This window comes from Streptomyces sp. NPDC005423 (assembly GCF_040606415.1).
Classification (GTDB): Bacteria; Actinomycetota; Actinomycetes; order Streptomycetales; family Streptomycetaceae; genus Streptomyces.
Window position 1 is genome coordinate 58,642 of the sequence record NZ_JBEXET010000024.1, and the last position, 16,192, is coordinate 74,833.

The 16,192-nt window shown below is 72.2% G+C and carries 12 protein-coding genes; 2 read left to right on the forward strand and 10 right to left on the reverse strand.

Annotated features, from left to right (window positions below; translation table 11 throughout):
- Nucleotides 1-20: 20 nt before the first annotated feature.
- Entirely contained in the window at nucleotides 21-920 is a 900-nt protein-coding gene (locus ABZT12_RS24015) for a glycosyltransferase family 2 protein (RefSeq protein WP_356388125.1), read from the reverse strand.
- Nucleotides 917-2,980: an O-antigen ligase family protein gene (locus ABZT12_RS24020; protein WP_356388127.1), complete on the reverse strand. Its 2,064-nt coding sequence runs from the start codon at nucleotides 2,978-2,980 to the stop codon at nucleotides 917-919. The genes ABZT12_RS24015 and ABZT12_RS24020 overlap by 4 nt, the downstream gene beginning before the upstream one ends.
- A 68-nt stretch (nucleotides 2,981-3,048) precedes the next feature.
- Here ABZT12_RS24020 and ABZT12_RS24025 point away from each other — a divergent pair, with 68 nt between their 5' ends.
- Complete coding sequence (locus tag ABZT12_RS24025; RefSeq protein ID WP_356388129.1) at nucleotides 3,049-3,720, forward strand: hypothetical protein; 672 nt, start codon at nucleotides 3,049-3,051, stop codon at nucleotides 3,718-3,720.
- A gap of 17 nt (nucleotides 3,721-3,737) precedes the next feature.
- Here ABZT12_RS24025 and ABZT12_RS24030 read toward each other — a convergent pair whose 3' ends face one another.
- The 8 genes from ABZT12_RS24030 to ABZT12_RS24065 form a co-directional block, all read right to left on the reverse strand.
- Nucleotides 3,738-4,784 carry a glycosyltransferase gene (locus tag ABZT12_RS24030; RefSeq protein WP_356388131.1) on the reverse strand — a complete coding sequence of 349 codons (1,047 nt, stop codon included), beginning with the start codon at nucleotides 4,782-4,784 and terminating at the stop codon, nucleotides 3,738-3,740.
- 58 nt (nucleotides 4,785-4,842) lie between these two features.
- A complete protein-coding gene (locus ABZT12_RS24035; RefSeq protein ID WP_356388133.1) occupies nucleotides 4,843-8,394 on the reverse strand; it encodes a DUF4082 domain-containing protein in 3,552 nt (1,183 codons plus the stop codon).
- A gap of 117 nt (nucleotides 8,395-8,511) precedes the next feature.
- The gene (locus ABZT12_RS24040) at nucleotides 8,512-9,630 is read right to left on the reverse strand and encodes a DegT/DnrJ/EryC1/StrS family aminotransferase (protein ID WP_356388135.1); all 1,119 of its coding nucleotides are present in this window, start codon (nucleotides 9,628-9,630) and stop codon (nucleotides 8,512-8,514) included.
- Nucleotides 9,627-10,316 (reverse strand): acetyltransferase, encoded by a 690-nt coding sequence (locus tag ABZT12_RS24045; RefSeq protein WP_356388137.1) that lies wholly within the window; start codon nucleotides 10,314-10,316, stop codon nucleotides 9,627-9,629. Before ABZT12_RS24045 ends, ABZT12_RS24040 begins: the two co-directional genes overlap by 4 nt.
- Complete coding sequence (locus ABZT12_RS24050; protein ID WP_356388139.1) at nucleotides 10,313-11,464, reverse strand: DegT/DnrJ/EryC1/StrS family aminotransferase; 1,152 nt, start codon at nucleotides 11,462-11,464, stop codon at nucleotides 10,313-10,315. Before ABZT12_RS24050 ends, ABZT12_RS24045 begins: the two co-directional genes overlap by 4 nt.
- The gene (locus tag ABZT12_RS24055) at nucleotides 11,461-12,447 is read right to left on the reverse strand and encodes an NAD-dependent epimerase/dehydratase family protein (protein ID WP_356388141.1); all 987 of its coding nucleotides are present in this window, start codon (nucleotides 12,445-12,447) and stop codon (nucleotides 11,461-11,463) included. Before ABZT12_RS24055 ends, ABZT12_RS24050 begins: the two co-directional genes overlap by 4 nt.
- Nucleotides 12,448-12,478: 31 nt before the next feature.
- A complete protein-coding gene (locus tag ABZT12_RS24060) occupies nucleotides 12,479-13,534 on the reverse strand; it encodes a Gfo/Idh/MocA family oxidoreductase (protein ID WP_356388143.1) in 1,056 nt (351 codons plus the stop codon).
- Between the two features lie 23 nt (nucleotides 13,535-13,557).
- Complete coding sequence (locus ABZT12_RS24065) at nucleotides 13,558-15,000, reverse strand: exopolysaccharide biosynthesis polyprenyl glycosylphosphotransferase (protein ID WP_356388145.1); 1,443 nt, start codon at nucleotides 14,998-15,000, stop codon at nucleotides 13,558-13,560.
- Nucleotides 15,001-15,280: 280 nt separating this feature from the next.
- Here ABZT12_RS24065 and ABZT12_RS24070 point away from each other — a divergent pair, with 280 nt between their 5' ends.
- The gene (locus ABZT12_RS24070) at nucleotides 15,281-16,183 is read left to right on the forward strand and encodes a glycosyltransferase (RefSeq protein WP_356388148.1); all 903 of its coding nucleotides are present in this window, start codon (nucleotides 15,281-15,283) and stop codon (nucleotides 16,181-16,183) included.
- Nucleotides 16,184-16,192 lie beyond the last annotated feature (9 nt).

The window sequence follows — 16,192 nt, forward strand, 5'->3', positions numbered from 1 at the left end:
CCGCGCACCCCGCCGGGACGCTACGGGCCCGGCGGGGTGCGCAGGGCGCCCGGCCGGGCGAGCGCGGCGGCGGCCGACCGGGCCGCCGGGCGGCCGAGTGCGGCGCGTGAGGTCTCCCGGAGCAGGACGGCGGCGCGGAAGGCCGCGGTGGCGAGGGCGCCGTGCCGGCGCCGGTAGAGCCGGACGCGGTTGAGGGTGAGGAGGGTCCACAGCCTGGGCGAGACCTGGGAGTCGCCTCCCAGGTGGACGGCCTCGGCCGTCGGCTCCAGCTGGGTGGCGTAGCCGCGGTCCCGCGCCCGCAGGCAGTACTCGGTCTCCTCCGAGTAGAGGAAGAAGGACTCGTCCCACGGACCGCAGGCGGCCAGGCACTCCCCCGAGATCGCCATGAGGGCGCCGGTCGCCCAGTCCGCGCGGGTCGGCCGCCGGTACGCGGCGGGGTCGGTGACCAGCTCGCTCAGGGCCGGGAAGCGCCCGGCCCGGGTGTTGCCGATGACGGCCTCGCCGAGGGCCCGCAGCACGCTCGACTCGCGGCGCAGCGAGTGATGGGGCGCCTTCGCGCCGTCTTCGTACAGCAGGGGTACGACGATCCCGACACCGTCGCCGAGCTGGTCGACGAGGCGTTTCGCGCAGCCCTGCCGCATCCGGATGTCGGGGTTGCAGACCAGCGCGGTCCCGTACGAACCGGCCGCGCCCAGCGCCGCGTTGACGCCGGCCGCGTATCCGGCGTTGCGGCCGGTGCGGACGACCGTGGCGTCGGGGGCGAGGGTGCGGAGCACCTCGACGGTGTCGTCGGCGGAGTCGTTGTCGGCGACGACCAGCCGCCAGTCGAGGCCGGCCATGCCGTCGGGCAGCGCGGCGAGGAAGCCGGGGAGCACCGCGGCGCTGTTCCAGGTGACGACGATGACGGCGACGGTACTCATCGGGACTCCGCGAGTTGGGGGTGCCGGGCTTCGGAGGCCGGAGGCGGGGCGAGGAGGTCGCGGGCGGCGTCCGTGGCCCGTACGGCGTGGGCGGCGTGGGCGGCGGCGGCCTCGCGGCGGACGAAGCCGAGATGGCTGCCGCCCGCGCCCAGGGTCAGGAAGAACATGCCCGCGTACATGGGGAAGCTGAGCGCGTCGAAGGTGGCGCTGATGACGAGGGCGACCAGCGCCGAGGCGAGGTAGGCCTGGCCGAGTTCGCGGTCGGTCTCGGTGCGGGCGAGCCGCCGAACGGCACCGCCCTGGTGGATGCCGGTGACGAACAGGGCGAGCAGCGCGACCAGTCCCACGGCGCCCGTCTCGGCCAGGGTCAGCATGTACTGGTTGTCCGTGAAGAAGTACAGGTCGGGCGTGAAGGTGCCGAACCCCCGCCCGGACCACGGGCGTTCGCTGAGGTAGGGGACGATCGCGCTGTACTTCACGGTGCGGGCCTGGGTGCTGCTGTCGGAGTTGGAGAGGAAGGTGGCGAAGAGGTTGGTGATGGTCCCGATCAGCCCCGGGATGATCACCTTGAAGCCGGCCACCGAACCCAGGATCAGCCCGATCGCGGCCCAGCGCCGCTGCGGCTTCCAGCGGGGCACCATCACCACGATCACGATGAACGCGCCGATGATGGAGGTCCGGGACACCGTCAGCGGGAGGGCGCCCGCCATGATCGCCACCGGGGCCCAGCGGCGCAGCGCGCCGGCGTGCCGGCGTACCGGGTCGAACGCCTGGTGGACGGCGAAGGGGACCAGGATGGCCAGCATCCCCCCGAACTCCAGCGGATGGGCGGTGGTGGAGCGCGGCCGGGTGAACGAGCCGCGGTCCATGGCGCTGATCCCGGCGGTGCTCGAATTGAGGCCGGGGATGTGGATGGAGTCGGCGATGTTGGTGGCGGCGAAGAAGTCGTAGTAGCCGATCAGGGCGACCACCGTGCCCAGCACGACGAGCCGGCGCATCAGGGTCTCCAGCCGGGCGCGGTCCTGGATGCCGGCCGAGGAGAGCACGACGAGCGCCACCCACACCCCGAGCCCGATGAGCCCCCGGTCGGCGCCGAGGACCTCCTGGTGCGAGCTGGCGCGGGTCGCGTCGGCGAGGTAGGAGAGCAGCACCGCCACGGCGAGGCCGCACATCACCACCCGCGGCAGCCTGGTGCCCGGCGCGGGCAGGACCCGGCCGCCGAGCCAGGTCGCGAGGTACCAGAGGAGTCCCAGCAGGGCGAAGACGTTGGCCGGGGTGCCGATGCCGCCGAGCGCGGGCAGCGTCAGGTTCGAGGGGACGAAGAAGGCCAGCACCAGATAGCCGGTGAGGATCGTCGTGGCGTCCAGCCGGCGCACCAGCACTCCCCTGGGCCGCTCGGGGGGCCTGGCGCGGTGGCGCCGGGGCACGTATCCGGCCAGCGCGCGTCCGCGGCGGCGCACCACCGCGACCCCCTCGGCCAGGATGGAGAGCAGGAACGCGCCGACGAACCCGACGATGACGACGGCGGCGATGCCCTGGTACCGGCTCTTCGACTGCGAGACCGGGGTCTGCGGCAGGACGACCTGCGCGGTCTGCACCGCGTACCCCGCGGGCACCTTGGAAGCGGCTTGCAGGGCCTTCAGCTGCTCCCCGGTGAACTTGGTGAGGGTGGTGGTCTCCCGCAGCACCTTCGCCCGGTCGGTGCCGGTGACGCTCAGGGTGAGCAGCGGGCTGTCGGCCTGCGGCGCGAACCCGACCGTGTAGGGGTCGGTGACGCCGCGGGTGCGCAGTTCCTTCGCCGAGTCGCTCGACTGGAGCGTCCTGATCAGCACGTCGGCCGTGACGACGAGCGAACCCCCCGCGTTCGAGAGGGGGTTGCCGAAGGTCGGTGCCAGATCGGCGATCGCCGTGGAGTCGAGGAGCGTGACCGAGCTCTGCGACTCGTAGGAGACCGGGATGGTCCGGTACAGGTATCCGCCGGCGAGCAGACTGAGCAGGGTGAGGGGCACCATGAAGTACCAGCGCCTGCGCATGATCGCCAGAAGGTCGGCGAGGCTCATGAGAACTCCCTTTCGGTGGCGGCCCGCCGCCGCGCCTGCGAGGATCGGTGGCGACGGAAGGATTCTCTGTGTCGCCTCGTGACGTCGCCGAAGCGCTGCTCCGCCGCTGGTACGTGCTGCTGCTCGCGCTCGCGCTGACGGCCGCCGGAGCCTACAAGGTGGTGCATCCCGCTCCGCTGTACCTGAGTTCGGCGGTGGTCGTCCTCAAACCGCCCGTGACGGGCAACCAGCCGAACCAGCTGACCAACCTCCAGCCGCCGCTCGCCGCCCTCTCCTACGGGGTCATTCAGCAACTCCAGTCGCCCGCCGGGCACAAGGAGCTGAACTCCGCCGGGGTGCACGGGAGTTACCAGCTGGTCCCGCGCAACAGCGGCACCAGCGCGACCCCGCGCTATCTGATCCCCTCGGTGCAGATCCAGGCGCAGCGCGGCGGCGCCGTGCAGGCCGACGCGGCGGTCGACCGGGTCATCGAGGTCTACGCCCGGCACGTGCGGCAGCTCCAGGACGCGCAGGGCATCGCGCCCGCGTCGCGGATCAGCGCCTCGGTGCTGGTCTCCGCGAGCGCCGCCCCGGTGCAGGGCACGAAGACGCGCGCCCTGGCGGGTACGGCGCTGCTGGGCGGACTCGGCGGAATCCTGGGCGCGTTGTGGTTCGACCGGTACGCGCTGCGGCGCGGGCGGAAGGGGAAGGACTTCCCGGGAGCGGTGCGCCGGGCCGGCGGGGTGCCGGTCGCGGGCTGAGTAGAGCTGACGGTCCATCAGATGCCGCGGCGCTTCCAGGACTCCCACCACAGCCACTCCCGTCCGCGCTCCGCCATCGCCGACCACACCAGCGGCTGGAGGTACGGCATCGCCTTCGCTCCGATCCGCCGCCGCAGTCGCAGCGCGCGGTACTCGGGCAGCGCCGCGTAGCCGGGCAGGCACTCCGCGGCGAAGCCCACGAGCTCGTCCACGGGGACGACGTCGGTGCGCCCGCGGTCGTAGGCGCGGTAGGCGCGGCGCAGCGCGAACCGGGCGAGGCGGGTGTGGACCGCGCCGGCCAGCCGGTCGGCCTGCGGCAGCAGGTCGGCGCACTTGGTGAGCACGGAGTCGTAGGCGACCAGGCGTTGGCGGAGGTCGTCGAGCTGGCCGCCGAAGTCGGTGGTGGACATGTTGTCGCCGTGGACGCGGTAGTAGGCCTGGTCGGCGCCGCGTACGTAGCCGACGTCGGCGCGGGCGGCGAGCCGCATCCACATCTCGATGTCGCCGGCGTGCGGCAGCGCGGGGTCGTAGCCGCCCACCTCGCGCTGGAGCGAGGTGCGGACGACGACCTCGGGCGAGGTGATGCAGCCGGTGGCCTCGCGGAACCGGCGCTCCAGCCACCAGTGCCCGGGGTAGACCACGGAACCGGCGGAGCCGGTCCGGGCGTCGGGCAGCGGGCCGCCGTGCTGGAAACGCAGGGGACGCCCGTAGGCGAAGCCGGCTTCCGGGTGGGCGTCCAGGAGCGTGGCGGCCCGCACCAGCGCGCCCGGGACGAGCCGGTCGTCGGCGGAGAGCAGGGCCACGTAGTCGCCGTCGGCCCAGTCCAGCAGGCCCTCGTTGTAGGTGGCGATGTGGCCCTTGTTGGTGGCGTGGACGCGGACCTCGATCCGCGGGTCGGCGGCGGCCAGCTTGCGCGCGGTCTCCGCCGAGTCGTCGGGCGAGGCGTCGTCGATGATGAGTACGCGGACGTCAACGCCGTCCTGCTCGTTCAGGACGCTGCTCACGCAGTCGGCCAGGAAGTGGCCGTACTTGTAGCAGGGGATCACGACACTGACGGTGCTCATGGAGGGGAAGCCAATCCCCGGTGGCGGCCTCCGCTGGAGAGGCCGCCACCGGTGGGCGCTAGTTCTTCTTGTGGACGCTTCTGCTGGTCAGGACCCAGGTGCGGGTCCGCACGGTGTGGTGGTGCCGGTCCTTGGCGGTGAGGGTGATCCGGAACCGCGTGCCGTCCGGCAGCGGCGCGGAGAGGTGGACGGACACCTTGTGGGTGGCCCGGTCGTAGGAGAGGACGGTGGTGACGTGTGCCTTTCTGGCGGCCGCGGCGGTGGCGCCGGGCAGGACGGTCACGGACGCCTTCACCGACGACAGCCCGACGGTGCCCGGCACGGTGGTGACGAGGGCGCTCGTCGCGTCGGCGGTGTGCGTCACCGAGGACGCGGTCACCTCCGAGGCGGCGGCCGTCGACAGTTGGGTGCTGGGATCGTCGGCGGTGAAGACCGGACCGACCCAGTAATTGGCCGATCCGTAGGAGCCGTTGGGGAAGGCCGCGTCACTGCCGTAGTGGTAGAGCCCGTTGTGGGCCGTGGCGATGTCGGCGGTGGCGGTCAGCGGATACGACTTGTGGGCGGCCGTGAAGTAGCCGCCGTCCACCGCGTAGTTGCCGTTCGGCGCGTGATAGGAGACGACGTAGGCGGTGTCGGCGCTGATCGCCACCGGGGTGGCGAAGGTCAGCGTCTGCCAGCCGGAGGCCGACTCGCCGGTGAAGGTGCCGGAGGCGAGGAGCGTGCCGTCGGCGGACCAGAGGCTGCCGGTGTGGGTACCGGTGTTGCCGGTGCCCTTGTAGAAGGTGACGCCGGTGACCCAGCCGCTCGCCGAGGAATGGAACCGGGTGCCCAGTTCGAGGGAGTTGGGGTCGTCGGTGACGTCGGCCTTGGCCGGCACGGTGCCCGGACCCCACAGCGTGCAGGGGCAGGTGACGGCCGGCGGGGTCGAACTGGTGGTGAAGCTCCAGCCGACCGGGGCGCCCATCGCGTTGCCCCACAGGTCGGAGGCCTGGACGGAGGCGGTGTACGTGGTGTGCAGCTCCAGCTCCGTCGACGGGGTGAAGGTCGCCTGGTTCGACGCGGGGAGCGTCACGGCACCCGGCACGGTGTTGCCGTCCGGGTCCTTCACGGTGAACGTCAGGCCCTCGGCGTCGACGGCGTGGTCGAAGACGGCCGACACCGGCGCGGTGATCGAGGTGCCGGTCGCCCCCGAGGTCGGGGAGGTCGAGGTGACGGCGGGCGGGGTGGTGCTGGCCGTCGAGGTGTCCAGCACCACGTCGACCCAGTAGTTGCTGCCCGCGGCGGCCGAGGACGGGAAGGCGCTCGTGGAGCCGTAGTGGTAGAGCCCGTTGCCGCCGTCGGTGCCGGTCTTGAGGGCCGTGAGCGGGGCCAGGCCGGCGTCACTGCCGGAGAAGTAGCCGCCGTCGTAGGAGTAGCCGCCGTTCGGCGCGAAGTACGAGGCGACATAGGTGGTGTTGGCCTTGACCGTCACCGGGGTGGCGAAGTTCAGCTGCTGCCAGCCCGACGCCGTCTCGTTGGTGAAGGTCCCGGTGGCCAGGCGGGTGCCGGAGGCGCTCCACAGGCTGCCGGTGTGGGTGCCGGTGTTGGCGGGCGACTTGTAGAAGCGCACCCCGGTGATCGAACCGGCCACCGTGGTACGGATCTTGACGCCGAGCTCCAGCGAACCGCCGTCGCCGGCGTTGACGGTGCCGGGTACGGCCGAGGCCGGCCAGATGGTGCAGGGGCAGGCCTGCGGGCCGACGGTCACCGGGACGGTGGTGACGGCGCCGATGTTGACGCTGTCGTCCACCGCGCGGACCTTGACGGACGCGGAGCCCGGGGCGGTCGGCGTCCAGCTGTAGCTCCAGGAGCCCAGGCCGGTCGCGGCGTGCCAGGTCGCCCCGCCGTCCGTGGACACCTCCACGCGGGCCACCACGCCGCCGGAGTCGGCGGCGGTGCCCTTGACGGTGACCGGCTTCAGCGCCGGGACGGTGATCCCGGTGGCGGGGCTCGTCACGGTGACGGAGGGCCCGGTGGTGTCGGTGGAGGCGGTGGCGGCGACGAGGCCGCTCTGCAGGGTGTGCGGCTGGACGCCCAGGTCTGCCAGGACGTTCACGGTCGCCTGCTGCATCCGGGCGTCCTCGGTGACCACCGTGTCATCGGGGTTGTACGTCGGCAGGTTGGTCAGCCCCCACGACCACTGCACGGTGCCCGCGCCGAAGACCAGGGCCCCGGAGTCCTGATCGCGGAACTCGACCAGGTTGTGGGTGGCGGTGCCGTTGCCGTAGGTGTTGCCCCAGTCGGTACGGAGCTTGGCGTCCTGGATGTCCACCGTCGTGGACGACAGGTCGATCTCGCCGGCGGGTCTGGTGGCGTTCTCCAGGTCGCTGTCCCACTCGTAGCCGAGCGTTCCGGTCGGGAAGGTGGCGGTCTGGCCCGAGGTCAGGCTGGCGATCGAGGTGTTGCGCCACAACCGGTTCCGGCCGTACGAGCCGGGGACCGTGATCGCGTCGTCGCGGTAGCCGTTCACCGTGAACATGGAGCCGGTGAGGATGTTCGGCGGCTGGTAGCTCTGCCCGTAGTTCGTGCTGGCCGGGTCCATCCAGGTGCCGGTCCAGGAGCCGCTGGGGTCGGCGATGCCGTTGTTCTGCGCCATCTTGGTCATCTTGTAGCAGACCAGGGTGCGGTCGGCGGTGTTCGCGCCGTCGATGCTCGGGGCGAGCTGGGTCTTCCAGAAGACCTCGTTGCCGCTGAAGAAGGCCTGTCGCACACCGGCCTTCCGGGCCGCCAGGACGTTGGAGTACTGGCTCTGCGTCCAGTACTCGTCGTGGCCCGAGGACATGTACACCTTGTGGTTGCGCAGCAGCGTGGCGCCGTTGGTCGACACGTCCACGCCGGAGAGGTAGCTGACGTCGTAGCCGTTGCGCTCCAGCCAGGACAGCATCATGTACTCGGAGCCGTAGATGCCGTTGTCGCCGCCGATGTCCAACGGCCGGTTGTAGCTGACCTCGTAGGCGCGGCCGTCCGGCGCCGGGCCCAGGCCGCCGTAGAGGTCCTGGCCGCCGTAGTCGTTGTACGCCTGCCAGGTCTCGTCGCTGGTCTGCACGACGACGTCGGAGGTGCTGGAGTCCTTGCGGACGACGAACGGGTACGGCATCAGGCCGTCGCCGTCGGTCTGCGCCAGGTTGGCGATGTAGAGCCCGGACACGGCGTCGGAGGGCACCGTCCAGCTCGCGGTCACCGGCCACTTGCCGCAGTCGACGAGGCCGGTGTTCTTGGTGGTGCAACTGGCCGGGGAGTTGGTGTAGTTGGCGGGGTAGGTGACCGCCGCCTGCGCGGTGGTCGACATCTCGCGCGCGCCGTCGCCGCCGTACCAGCCCAGGCGGTAGATCTCGACGGTGTAGGAGACCTTCGACTGGACCTTGAACTGCACGGTGTCGCCGGCCTGGACGCTCTCCTTGGTGGAGAAGCCCTGGATGTCACCGTAGGCGTTGGGCGAGTACCAGTCGGACATGGGGCTGCCCGGCTTGGAGTTCTCACAGACGACCGGGTTGCTGCCCGATCCGCACGGGTCGGTCGCCGCCTGGGCGGCCACGGCCTGCGGGAAGACCGCCCATATCAGTGCTGCCACGACGACGAGGCGACTGCCCCGGAACCGTCTGCTCCATCTGTTCATGCGTACCTCTCAGCGGTGCTGTGCCGAGCCCGGCCCCTGAAAAGCCGGGATGATGCGTGATGCCAGGACCGGTCAGCCGCGGAGCGCGTCGACGAGCGTGTCCACCACTCGCTGCTGCTGGTCAGGGGTGATCTGCGGGAAGAGCGGGAGCGACAGGATCCGCTCCGCCGCCCGCTCGGCGTTCGGGAAGTCCCCCCGGACATGGCCGAGATGGCGGTACGCCTCGGTGAGATGGACCGGGGCGGGATAGTGCACGCCCGCGCCGATGCCCTCGGCGTTGAGCTTGCCGACCACGTCGTCGCGGTCCGCGCCGGCCACCTGGACGACGTAGAGGTGCCACACGTGGAGGTTGCCGGGGGCCGTCGTCGGCAGCACGACCCGTCCGGCGGCGGCGAGTTCGGCGAGCAGGGTGTCGTAGCGGGCCGCGGCCGTCCGCCGGGCCGCGTTGCCGGCCGCGAGCCGTGCCAGCTTCGCCCGCAGGACGACGGCCTGGAGTCCGTCCAGGCGGCTGTTGAAGCCCGGCACGTCGTGGCGGTACTTGGCGACTCCGCCGTGGTTCGCGATCGCCCTTACCAGGGCGGCCCGTTCGGCGTCGTCGGTGAGCACGGCGCCGGCGTCGCCGTAGGCGCCCAGGTTCTTGCCCGGGTAGAAGCTGGTGGCCGCGATCCCCCCGCTGCCCGGCGCCCGGCCGTCCCGGGTCGCGCCCTGGCACTGCGCGGCGTCCTCGACGACCGCCACCCGGTCGGGGAGGTGGGCCGTCAGCGGGGCGACGTCCGCCAGCTGTCCGTACAGGTGCACCGGCACCACCGCGCGGGTGGCCGGCCCGACCGCGGCCGACGCGGCCTCCGGGTCGAGCAGGTACGTGCCGGGCAGGCAGTCCGCCAGGACGGGCCGCGCGCCGATCCTGGCCACCGCGCCCGCGGTGGCGATGAACGTGTTGGCGGGTACGACGACCTCGTCGCCGGCCCCCACCCCGCTTGCCCGCAGGGCGAGTTCGACGGCGTCGGTGCCGTTGCCGACGCCCACGCAGTGCGCGACACCGCCGAACTCCGCGTACTCGCGCTCGAAGGCCCCCACCTCGTCGCCGCCGATGAACGCGGTGCCGGCCAGTACCCGGTCGAATCCCGCCCGGACCTCGTCGGCGACCTCGGCGTGTGCCGCCTTCAGGTCCACCAGTGGTATGTGGTTCATGCGACCGGTCCCCCCAGTTGCTTCGTCAACAGTTCGTCGAGCGCGGGCGCGGGCGCCGCACGCAGCCGCCGCGCCGGGCTCCCCGCCCACACCTCGCCCGGCGGCACATCGCCGAGCACGGTGCTCCCCATGCCGATCAGCGACCAGGCGCCGACCGCCGTGCCCTCCCTGACGAGGGCCCCGGAGCCCACGTAGGCGCCCCGCTCCAGCCGTGCGCCGCCCCCCAGGCGGACACCGGACGCGAGCGTGACGTACTCCTCCACCACGTCGTCGTGGGTGAGGACGACCTGCGGCATCACCGCGACGTGCGCGCCCACCCGCACGGCGGCGGTCAGCACGCAGTGCGCGAGCAGCACCGAGCCGGGGCCCACCCGTGAGGTCGACGACACCACCGCCGTCGGGTGGATCACCGTGGCGTAGCGGTCCTCGGGCAGGCCGAGCCGGCGCACCAGACGGGCGCGGGCGGCGTAGTCGCCGGGGTTGCCGACACAGACCACCACCCGCGCCCCGGGCAGGGCGTGGACCAGGTCGCAGCCGCCGAGGACGGGCACGCCGTCCACCTCGGTGCCGTGCAGGGCGGCGTTGTCGTCGAGGTGTCCGAGCAGCTCGGCGTCGCCCGCCGCGCGGACCGCCTGCGCGGCCTCCCGGGCGAAGCCGCCGGCCCCGACGATCACCACCTCGTTCATCTTCGGGCCTGTTCGGCCCGCGCCGCCGCGAGTGCCGCCACCACACGGTCCTGCTGGGCCTCGGTCATCGTGTGGAAGAGCGGCAGGATCAGGGAGTCGTTGCTGATCCGTTCGGTGACCGGCAGCGGCGCGCTCGGGTGGCCGGCGTAGGCGGGTTCGAGGTGCGAGGCCATGATCCCGCGCCGGGCGGAGACGCCGGCCCCGGCGAGCGCGGCGAGCAGCTCGTCCCGGCCGACGGGGAACTCCTCGTCGAGCAGCACCCAGTAGGACTGGAAGTTGCTCTGCCCGTGCGCGGGGTCGCGGACCGGGGTGAGGCCGGGGACGTCCCGCAGGAGCGTGTCGTAACGGGCGGCCAGCTCGCGGCGGCGCGCGATCATCGCGTCGAGCTTGCCGAGCTGGACCAGGCCGATGGCGGCCTGGACGTCCGTCATCCGGTAGTTGTAGCCGACCTCCAAGTACTGCTCCAGCACCGGTTTTTCGCTGGTGTGGCGCTCCGCCGCCGAGGCGTTCATCCCGTGTTCGCGCAGCCGGCGCAGCCGGGCCGCCCACGTGGCGTCGTCGGTGGTGATCATGCCGCCCTCGCCGGTGGTGACCACCTTGCGGGGGTGGAAGGACCAGGCGGCGAGCAGCGCGCCGTGCCCCACCGGCTTGCCGCCGACGGTCGAGCCGATGGCGCAGGCCGCGTCCTCCACGAGGGGCAGGTCCCAGTCGGCGCAGGCGGCGCGCAGGGCGTGCACGTCGGCCGGTACCCCGCCCTGGTGGACGGCGAGGACCGCCTTGGTGCGGGCGGTGTGGACGGCGTCCACGGTGAGCGTGGTCAGGTTGCCGGTGGCGGGGTCGACGTCGGCGAAGACCGGCTCGGCACCGACGTAGCGCACGGCGTTGGCGGTGGCGATGAACGACAGTGAGGGGACCACCACCTCGTCGCCGGGCCCGATCCCGAGCGCGACCAGGGAGAGGTGGAGGGCGGTGGTGCACGAACTGACGGCGATGCCGTGCTCGGCGCCCACCCGCTCGGCGAAGGCCCGCTCGAAGGCGGCGACCCGCGGGCCCTGGGCGACCCACCCGGAGAGCACCGCGTCGGAGGCGGCCCGTGCCTCCTCCTCGCCGAGCCACGGGATCATCACCGGGACGCGGCCGGCGCTCACTTGTCCGCCTCCGCGTCCGCGGCCCGCTCGGCACGCCACCACTCCACCAGGTCGCGCAGCCCGGTGCGCAGGTCGGTACGGGCCGTGAAGCCGAGCCGTTCGGCCGCGGACGAGGTGTCCGCGAGCCGCCGCACCACCCCGTTGACCGCGCGGGCCGGGCCGTGTTCGGGCTTCAGGTCCGGGGCGCCCATCGCCTCCAGCAGTCCCTGGGCGAGGTCGCTCAGCGACGTCTCGGTACCGCTGGCGATGTTGAACACCTCGTCGGTGAGGTCCGACTCGGCGGCGAGCACGTTGGCCCTGGCGATGTCCCGGACGTCGACGAAGTCCATGGTCTGGCTGCCGTCACCGAGGATCAGCGGGGGCTCGCCCGCCTCGATGCGCTCCATCCAGCGGATGAGAACCTCGGTGTAGAGGCCGTGGATGTCCATCCGGGGGCCGTACACGTTGAAGTAGCGCAGCGCCACGTAGTCCAGTCCGTACATGGCGTGGAAGCTGCGCAGCATGCCCTCGTTGAAGGCCTTCGCCGCGCCGTAGAACGTGTCGTTGTTGTACGGGTGGTGGCGCTCGGTCGTCGGGAACGTCTCGGCCATGCCGTAGACGGACGCCGATGAGGAGGCGATCACCTTGCCGACGCCGGCCTCGGCCGCCGCCTCCAGCACGTTGAACGTACCGTCCACCATCACCTCGTTGGCCAGCCGGGGCTCCTGCGCGCACTGGGTGATGCGGATCGCGGCGAGGTGGAACACCAGGTCGGCGCCCTCGGTGGCCTTCCGTACGGTGACGGCGTCCCGGATGTCGCCCTCGACGACCTCCACGACCCCGCTGGGCAGGGCCCGCGCGAGGTTGGCCGGCCGGCCGCGCACGAAGTTGTCGAGCACCACGATCTCGCGGGCTCCCCCCTCGGCGAGGAGGTCGACCAGGTGGGAGCCGATGGTGCCCGCTCCCCCGGTGACCAGGATCTTCTTGCCTCGTACGCTGCTCAACTGCGCTTCCCTCTCAGTGAATTCGGAACCGTCAGCGCCCGGCCCGCAGACCGACCACCGCGCCCCGGAACTCCAGGCTCCGGGACGCCGCCTCAAGAATGTCCAGCACCCGTAGGCCCGCCCGGCCGTCGGTCAGCGGCGCCCGGCCCTCGGCGATCGCGTCGGCGAACTCGTCGACCATGGAGCGCAGCGCCTCCTTCTCGCCGAGGGCGGGCGCGACCATGTCGCCGGTGCGGTAGGAGATGAGGGCGTCACGGCGTTCGTCCGCGCCGATCTCCTGGGGCGCGGCCAGGTCCACCCCCCGGTCGTACACCGCCACGCGCTGGAGGGGGTTGAGGTCGTCCCAGACCAGGGTGCGTTTGGCGCCGCCCACCATGGTGGTGCGCACCTTGGTCGGCGAGAGCCAGTTGACGTGGACGTGGGCGATGGCCCCGGTGTTGAGCTGAAGTGTCAGGTAGGCAACGCAGGCCTGTCCGGCGCCGATCGGGTCGGCTCCGTGCGCGGCGACGGCGACCGGTTCCACGGTGTCGGGAAGGATGAAGTCCAGGATCGACAGGTCGTGCGGGGCCAGGTCCCACATCACGTCGATGTCCTTCTGGACGAGCCCGAGGTTGATCCGGACGGAGTCGACGAAGTGGATGTCGCCGAGTTCGCCGGAGCGGACCAGCTCCCGGATCCGGTCCACGGCAGGCGTGTAGCAGTAGGTGTGGTCGCACATCAGGGTGAGCCCGCGCTCCTCCGCCTCGGTCACCAGGCGCAGCCCGTCGGCGTAGGTGGCCGCGAGCGGCTTCTCCACGAGGACGTGCTTGCCGGCGCGGAGCGCGGCGAGGGCGATGTCGAGGTGGGTCCCGGCCGGGGTGGCGACGGCGACGGCGGCCACCTCGGGGTCGGCGAGGACGGCCGCGTAGTCCGCGGTGGCCTCGACCGTCGAGTAGCGGCCCAGGACCTGCCGGGCCCGGTTCACGTCGAGGTCGCACAGGTAGCGGAGGCGGAACCTCTCGCCCGCCTGGAAGTTGCGTACGAGGTTGGGTCCCCAGTAGCCGGCCCCGACGACCGCGACCCCCAGCGGCCCAGCGGTGTGCGTCATGTCGTTCCTCTCCCCTTGGTCCATCAGTAGGCCCCCGTCCCGCGCACCACGGCCGTGGCGGTGCGCGCCAGGATGGACAGGTCGAGGGTGGTCGACCAGTTGTCCACGTATGCCAGATCGAGCCGGACCGCTTCCTCCCACGGCAGGTCGGAACGGCCGCTGACCTGCCAGAGTCCGGTGAGTCCCGGCTTCACCAGCAGTCGGCGCTTCACCTCGGGCGGGTACCCCTCCACCTCTTCGGGCAGCGGCGGCCGGGGGCCGACGAGCGACATGTGGCCGCCGACCACGTTGATCAGCTGGGGCAGTTCGTCGAGCGAATAGCGGCGCAGCACGGAACCGGTCCGGGTGATCCGCGGGTCCTCCTTCACCTTGAACAGCAGGCCGTCGCTGTTCTCGTTGAGGTGGGCCAGTTCGGCCCGCAGCGCCTCGGCGTCCGTCCGCATGGTGCGGAACTTCAGCATGGTGAAGTGGTCGCCGTACCGGCCCACCCGGCGCTGCCGGAAGAGCGCGGGCCCCGAGCTGTCCAGCCGGACGACGAGGGCGATCAGCAGCAGGGGCGGCGCGAGCAGCACCAGCAGCAGGGCCGCGAGGCCGCGGTCCAGGAACTCCTTGGGCAGCCGGGAGAGCCGGGAGAGGTTCGGTGCCCGCACCCGCACCAGCGGCACGCCGTTGGTGGGCCGTACCGCCAGCCGGGAGGCGGACACGTCGGTGAGCACGGGGGCCACCAGGAAGTCGACGCCCTGCACGGCCGCGGTCCAGGACATCCGGCGCAGGACGGAGGCGTCGAACTCGGGCGCGGGGAGCGCCACCAGGGTGCTGATGCCCATCGCCTGGATGACGTCGTTCATGGAGTCGCCGACGCCGCCGAGGACGGGTACGCCCAACTTGCGTATGACGGCAGCGTTCTGAGGATCGGTCAGACAGGCTCCGGCGACGTCCAGTTCCTGTGCGCCGCCGCGCCGCAGTACGGCGACGAGCTCCACGACGTCCCGGGACGGCCCGGCCAGGAGCGTGGCGCTCCGGTCCCGGCCGCGTGCCCAGCGTCTGTGCAGCCGGCGGCGCAGGGCGTACCGGACCGGCAGGGCGATGGCGGCAGCGGGTATCGCAGCCATGCTCATGTCATGAAGGAGGCCCGAATCGTGGGTGAACAACCAGTACGCGGCGACAGCCGGCGCCGGCAGGGCCAGTGCGCCGCGGAGCACCCGTCGGTACTCCTCGGCCCCCAGACCCAGGGCGCTGCGGTCGTAGGAGCGGTGGGCGAGCATGGCCGCGATCCACGTCGGGGGCAGCACCAGCGCCACCGCCCAGCGGCCGTACGCCGCGTGGATCACGAAGGCCGCGGCGACGGCCGTCAGGCCGTCCGCGACCAGCAGGACGATCCGGTACCTCTGTTCCCAGCGTCTTCGGCGGACCTCCGGACTCCTGTGTTCCACAACGAGCAGCTCATGCGCGACCTCAATGGTCATGGCCCCCCACCACATGCGCGGTCACCACCGTGCTCAACCACGGCGGCACTAAGAAAAACGAGGCAGTCGCGGTGGTTCCCCAACCCCCGCACAGAGACTGCCTGTTGGTCACTGCCCGTGCAGAGTCCGTGACACAGACCCGGAAGCTGACGTTCAGTCAAGAAAAGTTCCCCGCCCAAACCGGTGCGGCGGCCCTCAATCTAGACCACCGACCGCAGTCGCGGGAACACTTGGACGAAACACACATCGCAATAGTGACGCCAAGGGCATACTGCACCCCGTGACGAGCATTGTGATACCGGCCCACAACGAGGCACGCGTCATCGGCCGGCTCCTCGATTCGCTGCTGGACGGTTCCGGGGGAACCGGGGCCGCCGCGACGGACGCGACCGACGACAAGTCCGCGGCGACCGATGGGACCGACGCGACCGACATCGTGGTGGTGTGCAACGGCTGCACCGACGACACCGCCCGGATCGCGGCCGAACGCGGCCCGCGCGTCCGGGTCGTCGAGATCCCCGTCCCCTCCAAGCACGCCGCCCTGCGGACCGGCGACGACCACGCGCGCGGTTTCCCCCGCGTCTACGTGGACGCCGACGTCGTACTCGCGGGCGCCGACGTGCGCGCGCTCACCGAGCCCCTGGACGACGCCGGCTCGGGCATCCTCGCCACCGCCCCGGAGCGCAGGATCCCGCTGGCCGGCTGCGCCTGGCGGGTGCGCGCCTACTACCGGGTGTGGCAGCGGCTGCCCGCCGTCCGCGAAGGGCTCTTCGGCCGGGGTGTCATCGCGGTCTCCGAGGCGGGGCACGCGCGGATCGCCGCCCTGCCACCGCTGATGGCGGACGATCTGGCCGCCTCCCTGGCGTTCGCCCCCGGGGAGCGGCGGGTCGTCGGAGCGGCCGGGGTCGTGGTCCATCCGCCGCGCACCTGGCGGGACTTGATGAAACGCCGGATCCGGGCCGCGGTCTCCACCGCCCAGGTCGAACAGGAACAGCCGCGGGGAGCCTCGGCACGCACGAGCAAGGCGGACCTGATCGCCCTGCTGCGCCGGGAACCGGGGCTGCTGCCCGGTGTCGTAGTCTTCGTCGCGGCTGCGGTCGCGGCCCGGCGGGGGGCCGCGAAGGCGATCGGGGCACAGGACTTCGGCACCTGGCTACGGGACGAGAGCAGTCGGCAGAACTGATCGCACCGC

What these genes read in the sequence shown, in the direction of transcription:
- ABZT12_RS24040 (WP_356388135.1), bottom strand. Translation starts at nt 9,630, where the DNA reads ATGAACCACATACCACTGGTGGACCTGAAGGCGGCACACGCCGAGGTC.
- ABZT12_RS24030 (WP_356388131.1), bottom strand. Translation starts at nt 4,784, where the DNA reads ATGAGCACCGTCAGTGTCGTGATCCCCTGCTACAAGTACGGCCACTTC.
- ABZT12_RS24015 (WP_356388125.1), bottom strand. Translation starts at nt 920, where the DNA reads ATGAGTACCGTCGCCGTCATCGTCGTCACCTGGAACAGCGCCGCGGTG.
- ABZT12_RS24065 (WP_356388145.1), bottom strand. Translation starts at nt 15,000, where the DNA reads ATGACCATTGAGGTCGCGCATGAGCTGCTCGTTGTGGAACACAGGAGT.
- ABZT12_RS24045 (WP_356388137.1), bottom strand. Translation starts at nt 10,316, where the DNA reads ATGAACGAGGTGGTGATCGTCGGGGCCGGCGGCTTCGCCCGGGAGGCC.
- ABZT12_RS24020 (WP_356388127.1), bottom strand. Translation starts at nt 2,980, where the DNA reads ATGAGCCTCGCCGACCTTCTGGCGATCATGCGCAGGCGCTGGTACTTC.
- ABZT12_RS24060 (WP_356388143.1), bottom strand. Translation starts at nt 13,534, where the DNA reads ATGACGCACACCGCTGGGCCGCTGGGGGTCGCGGTCGTCGGGGCCGGC.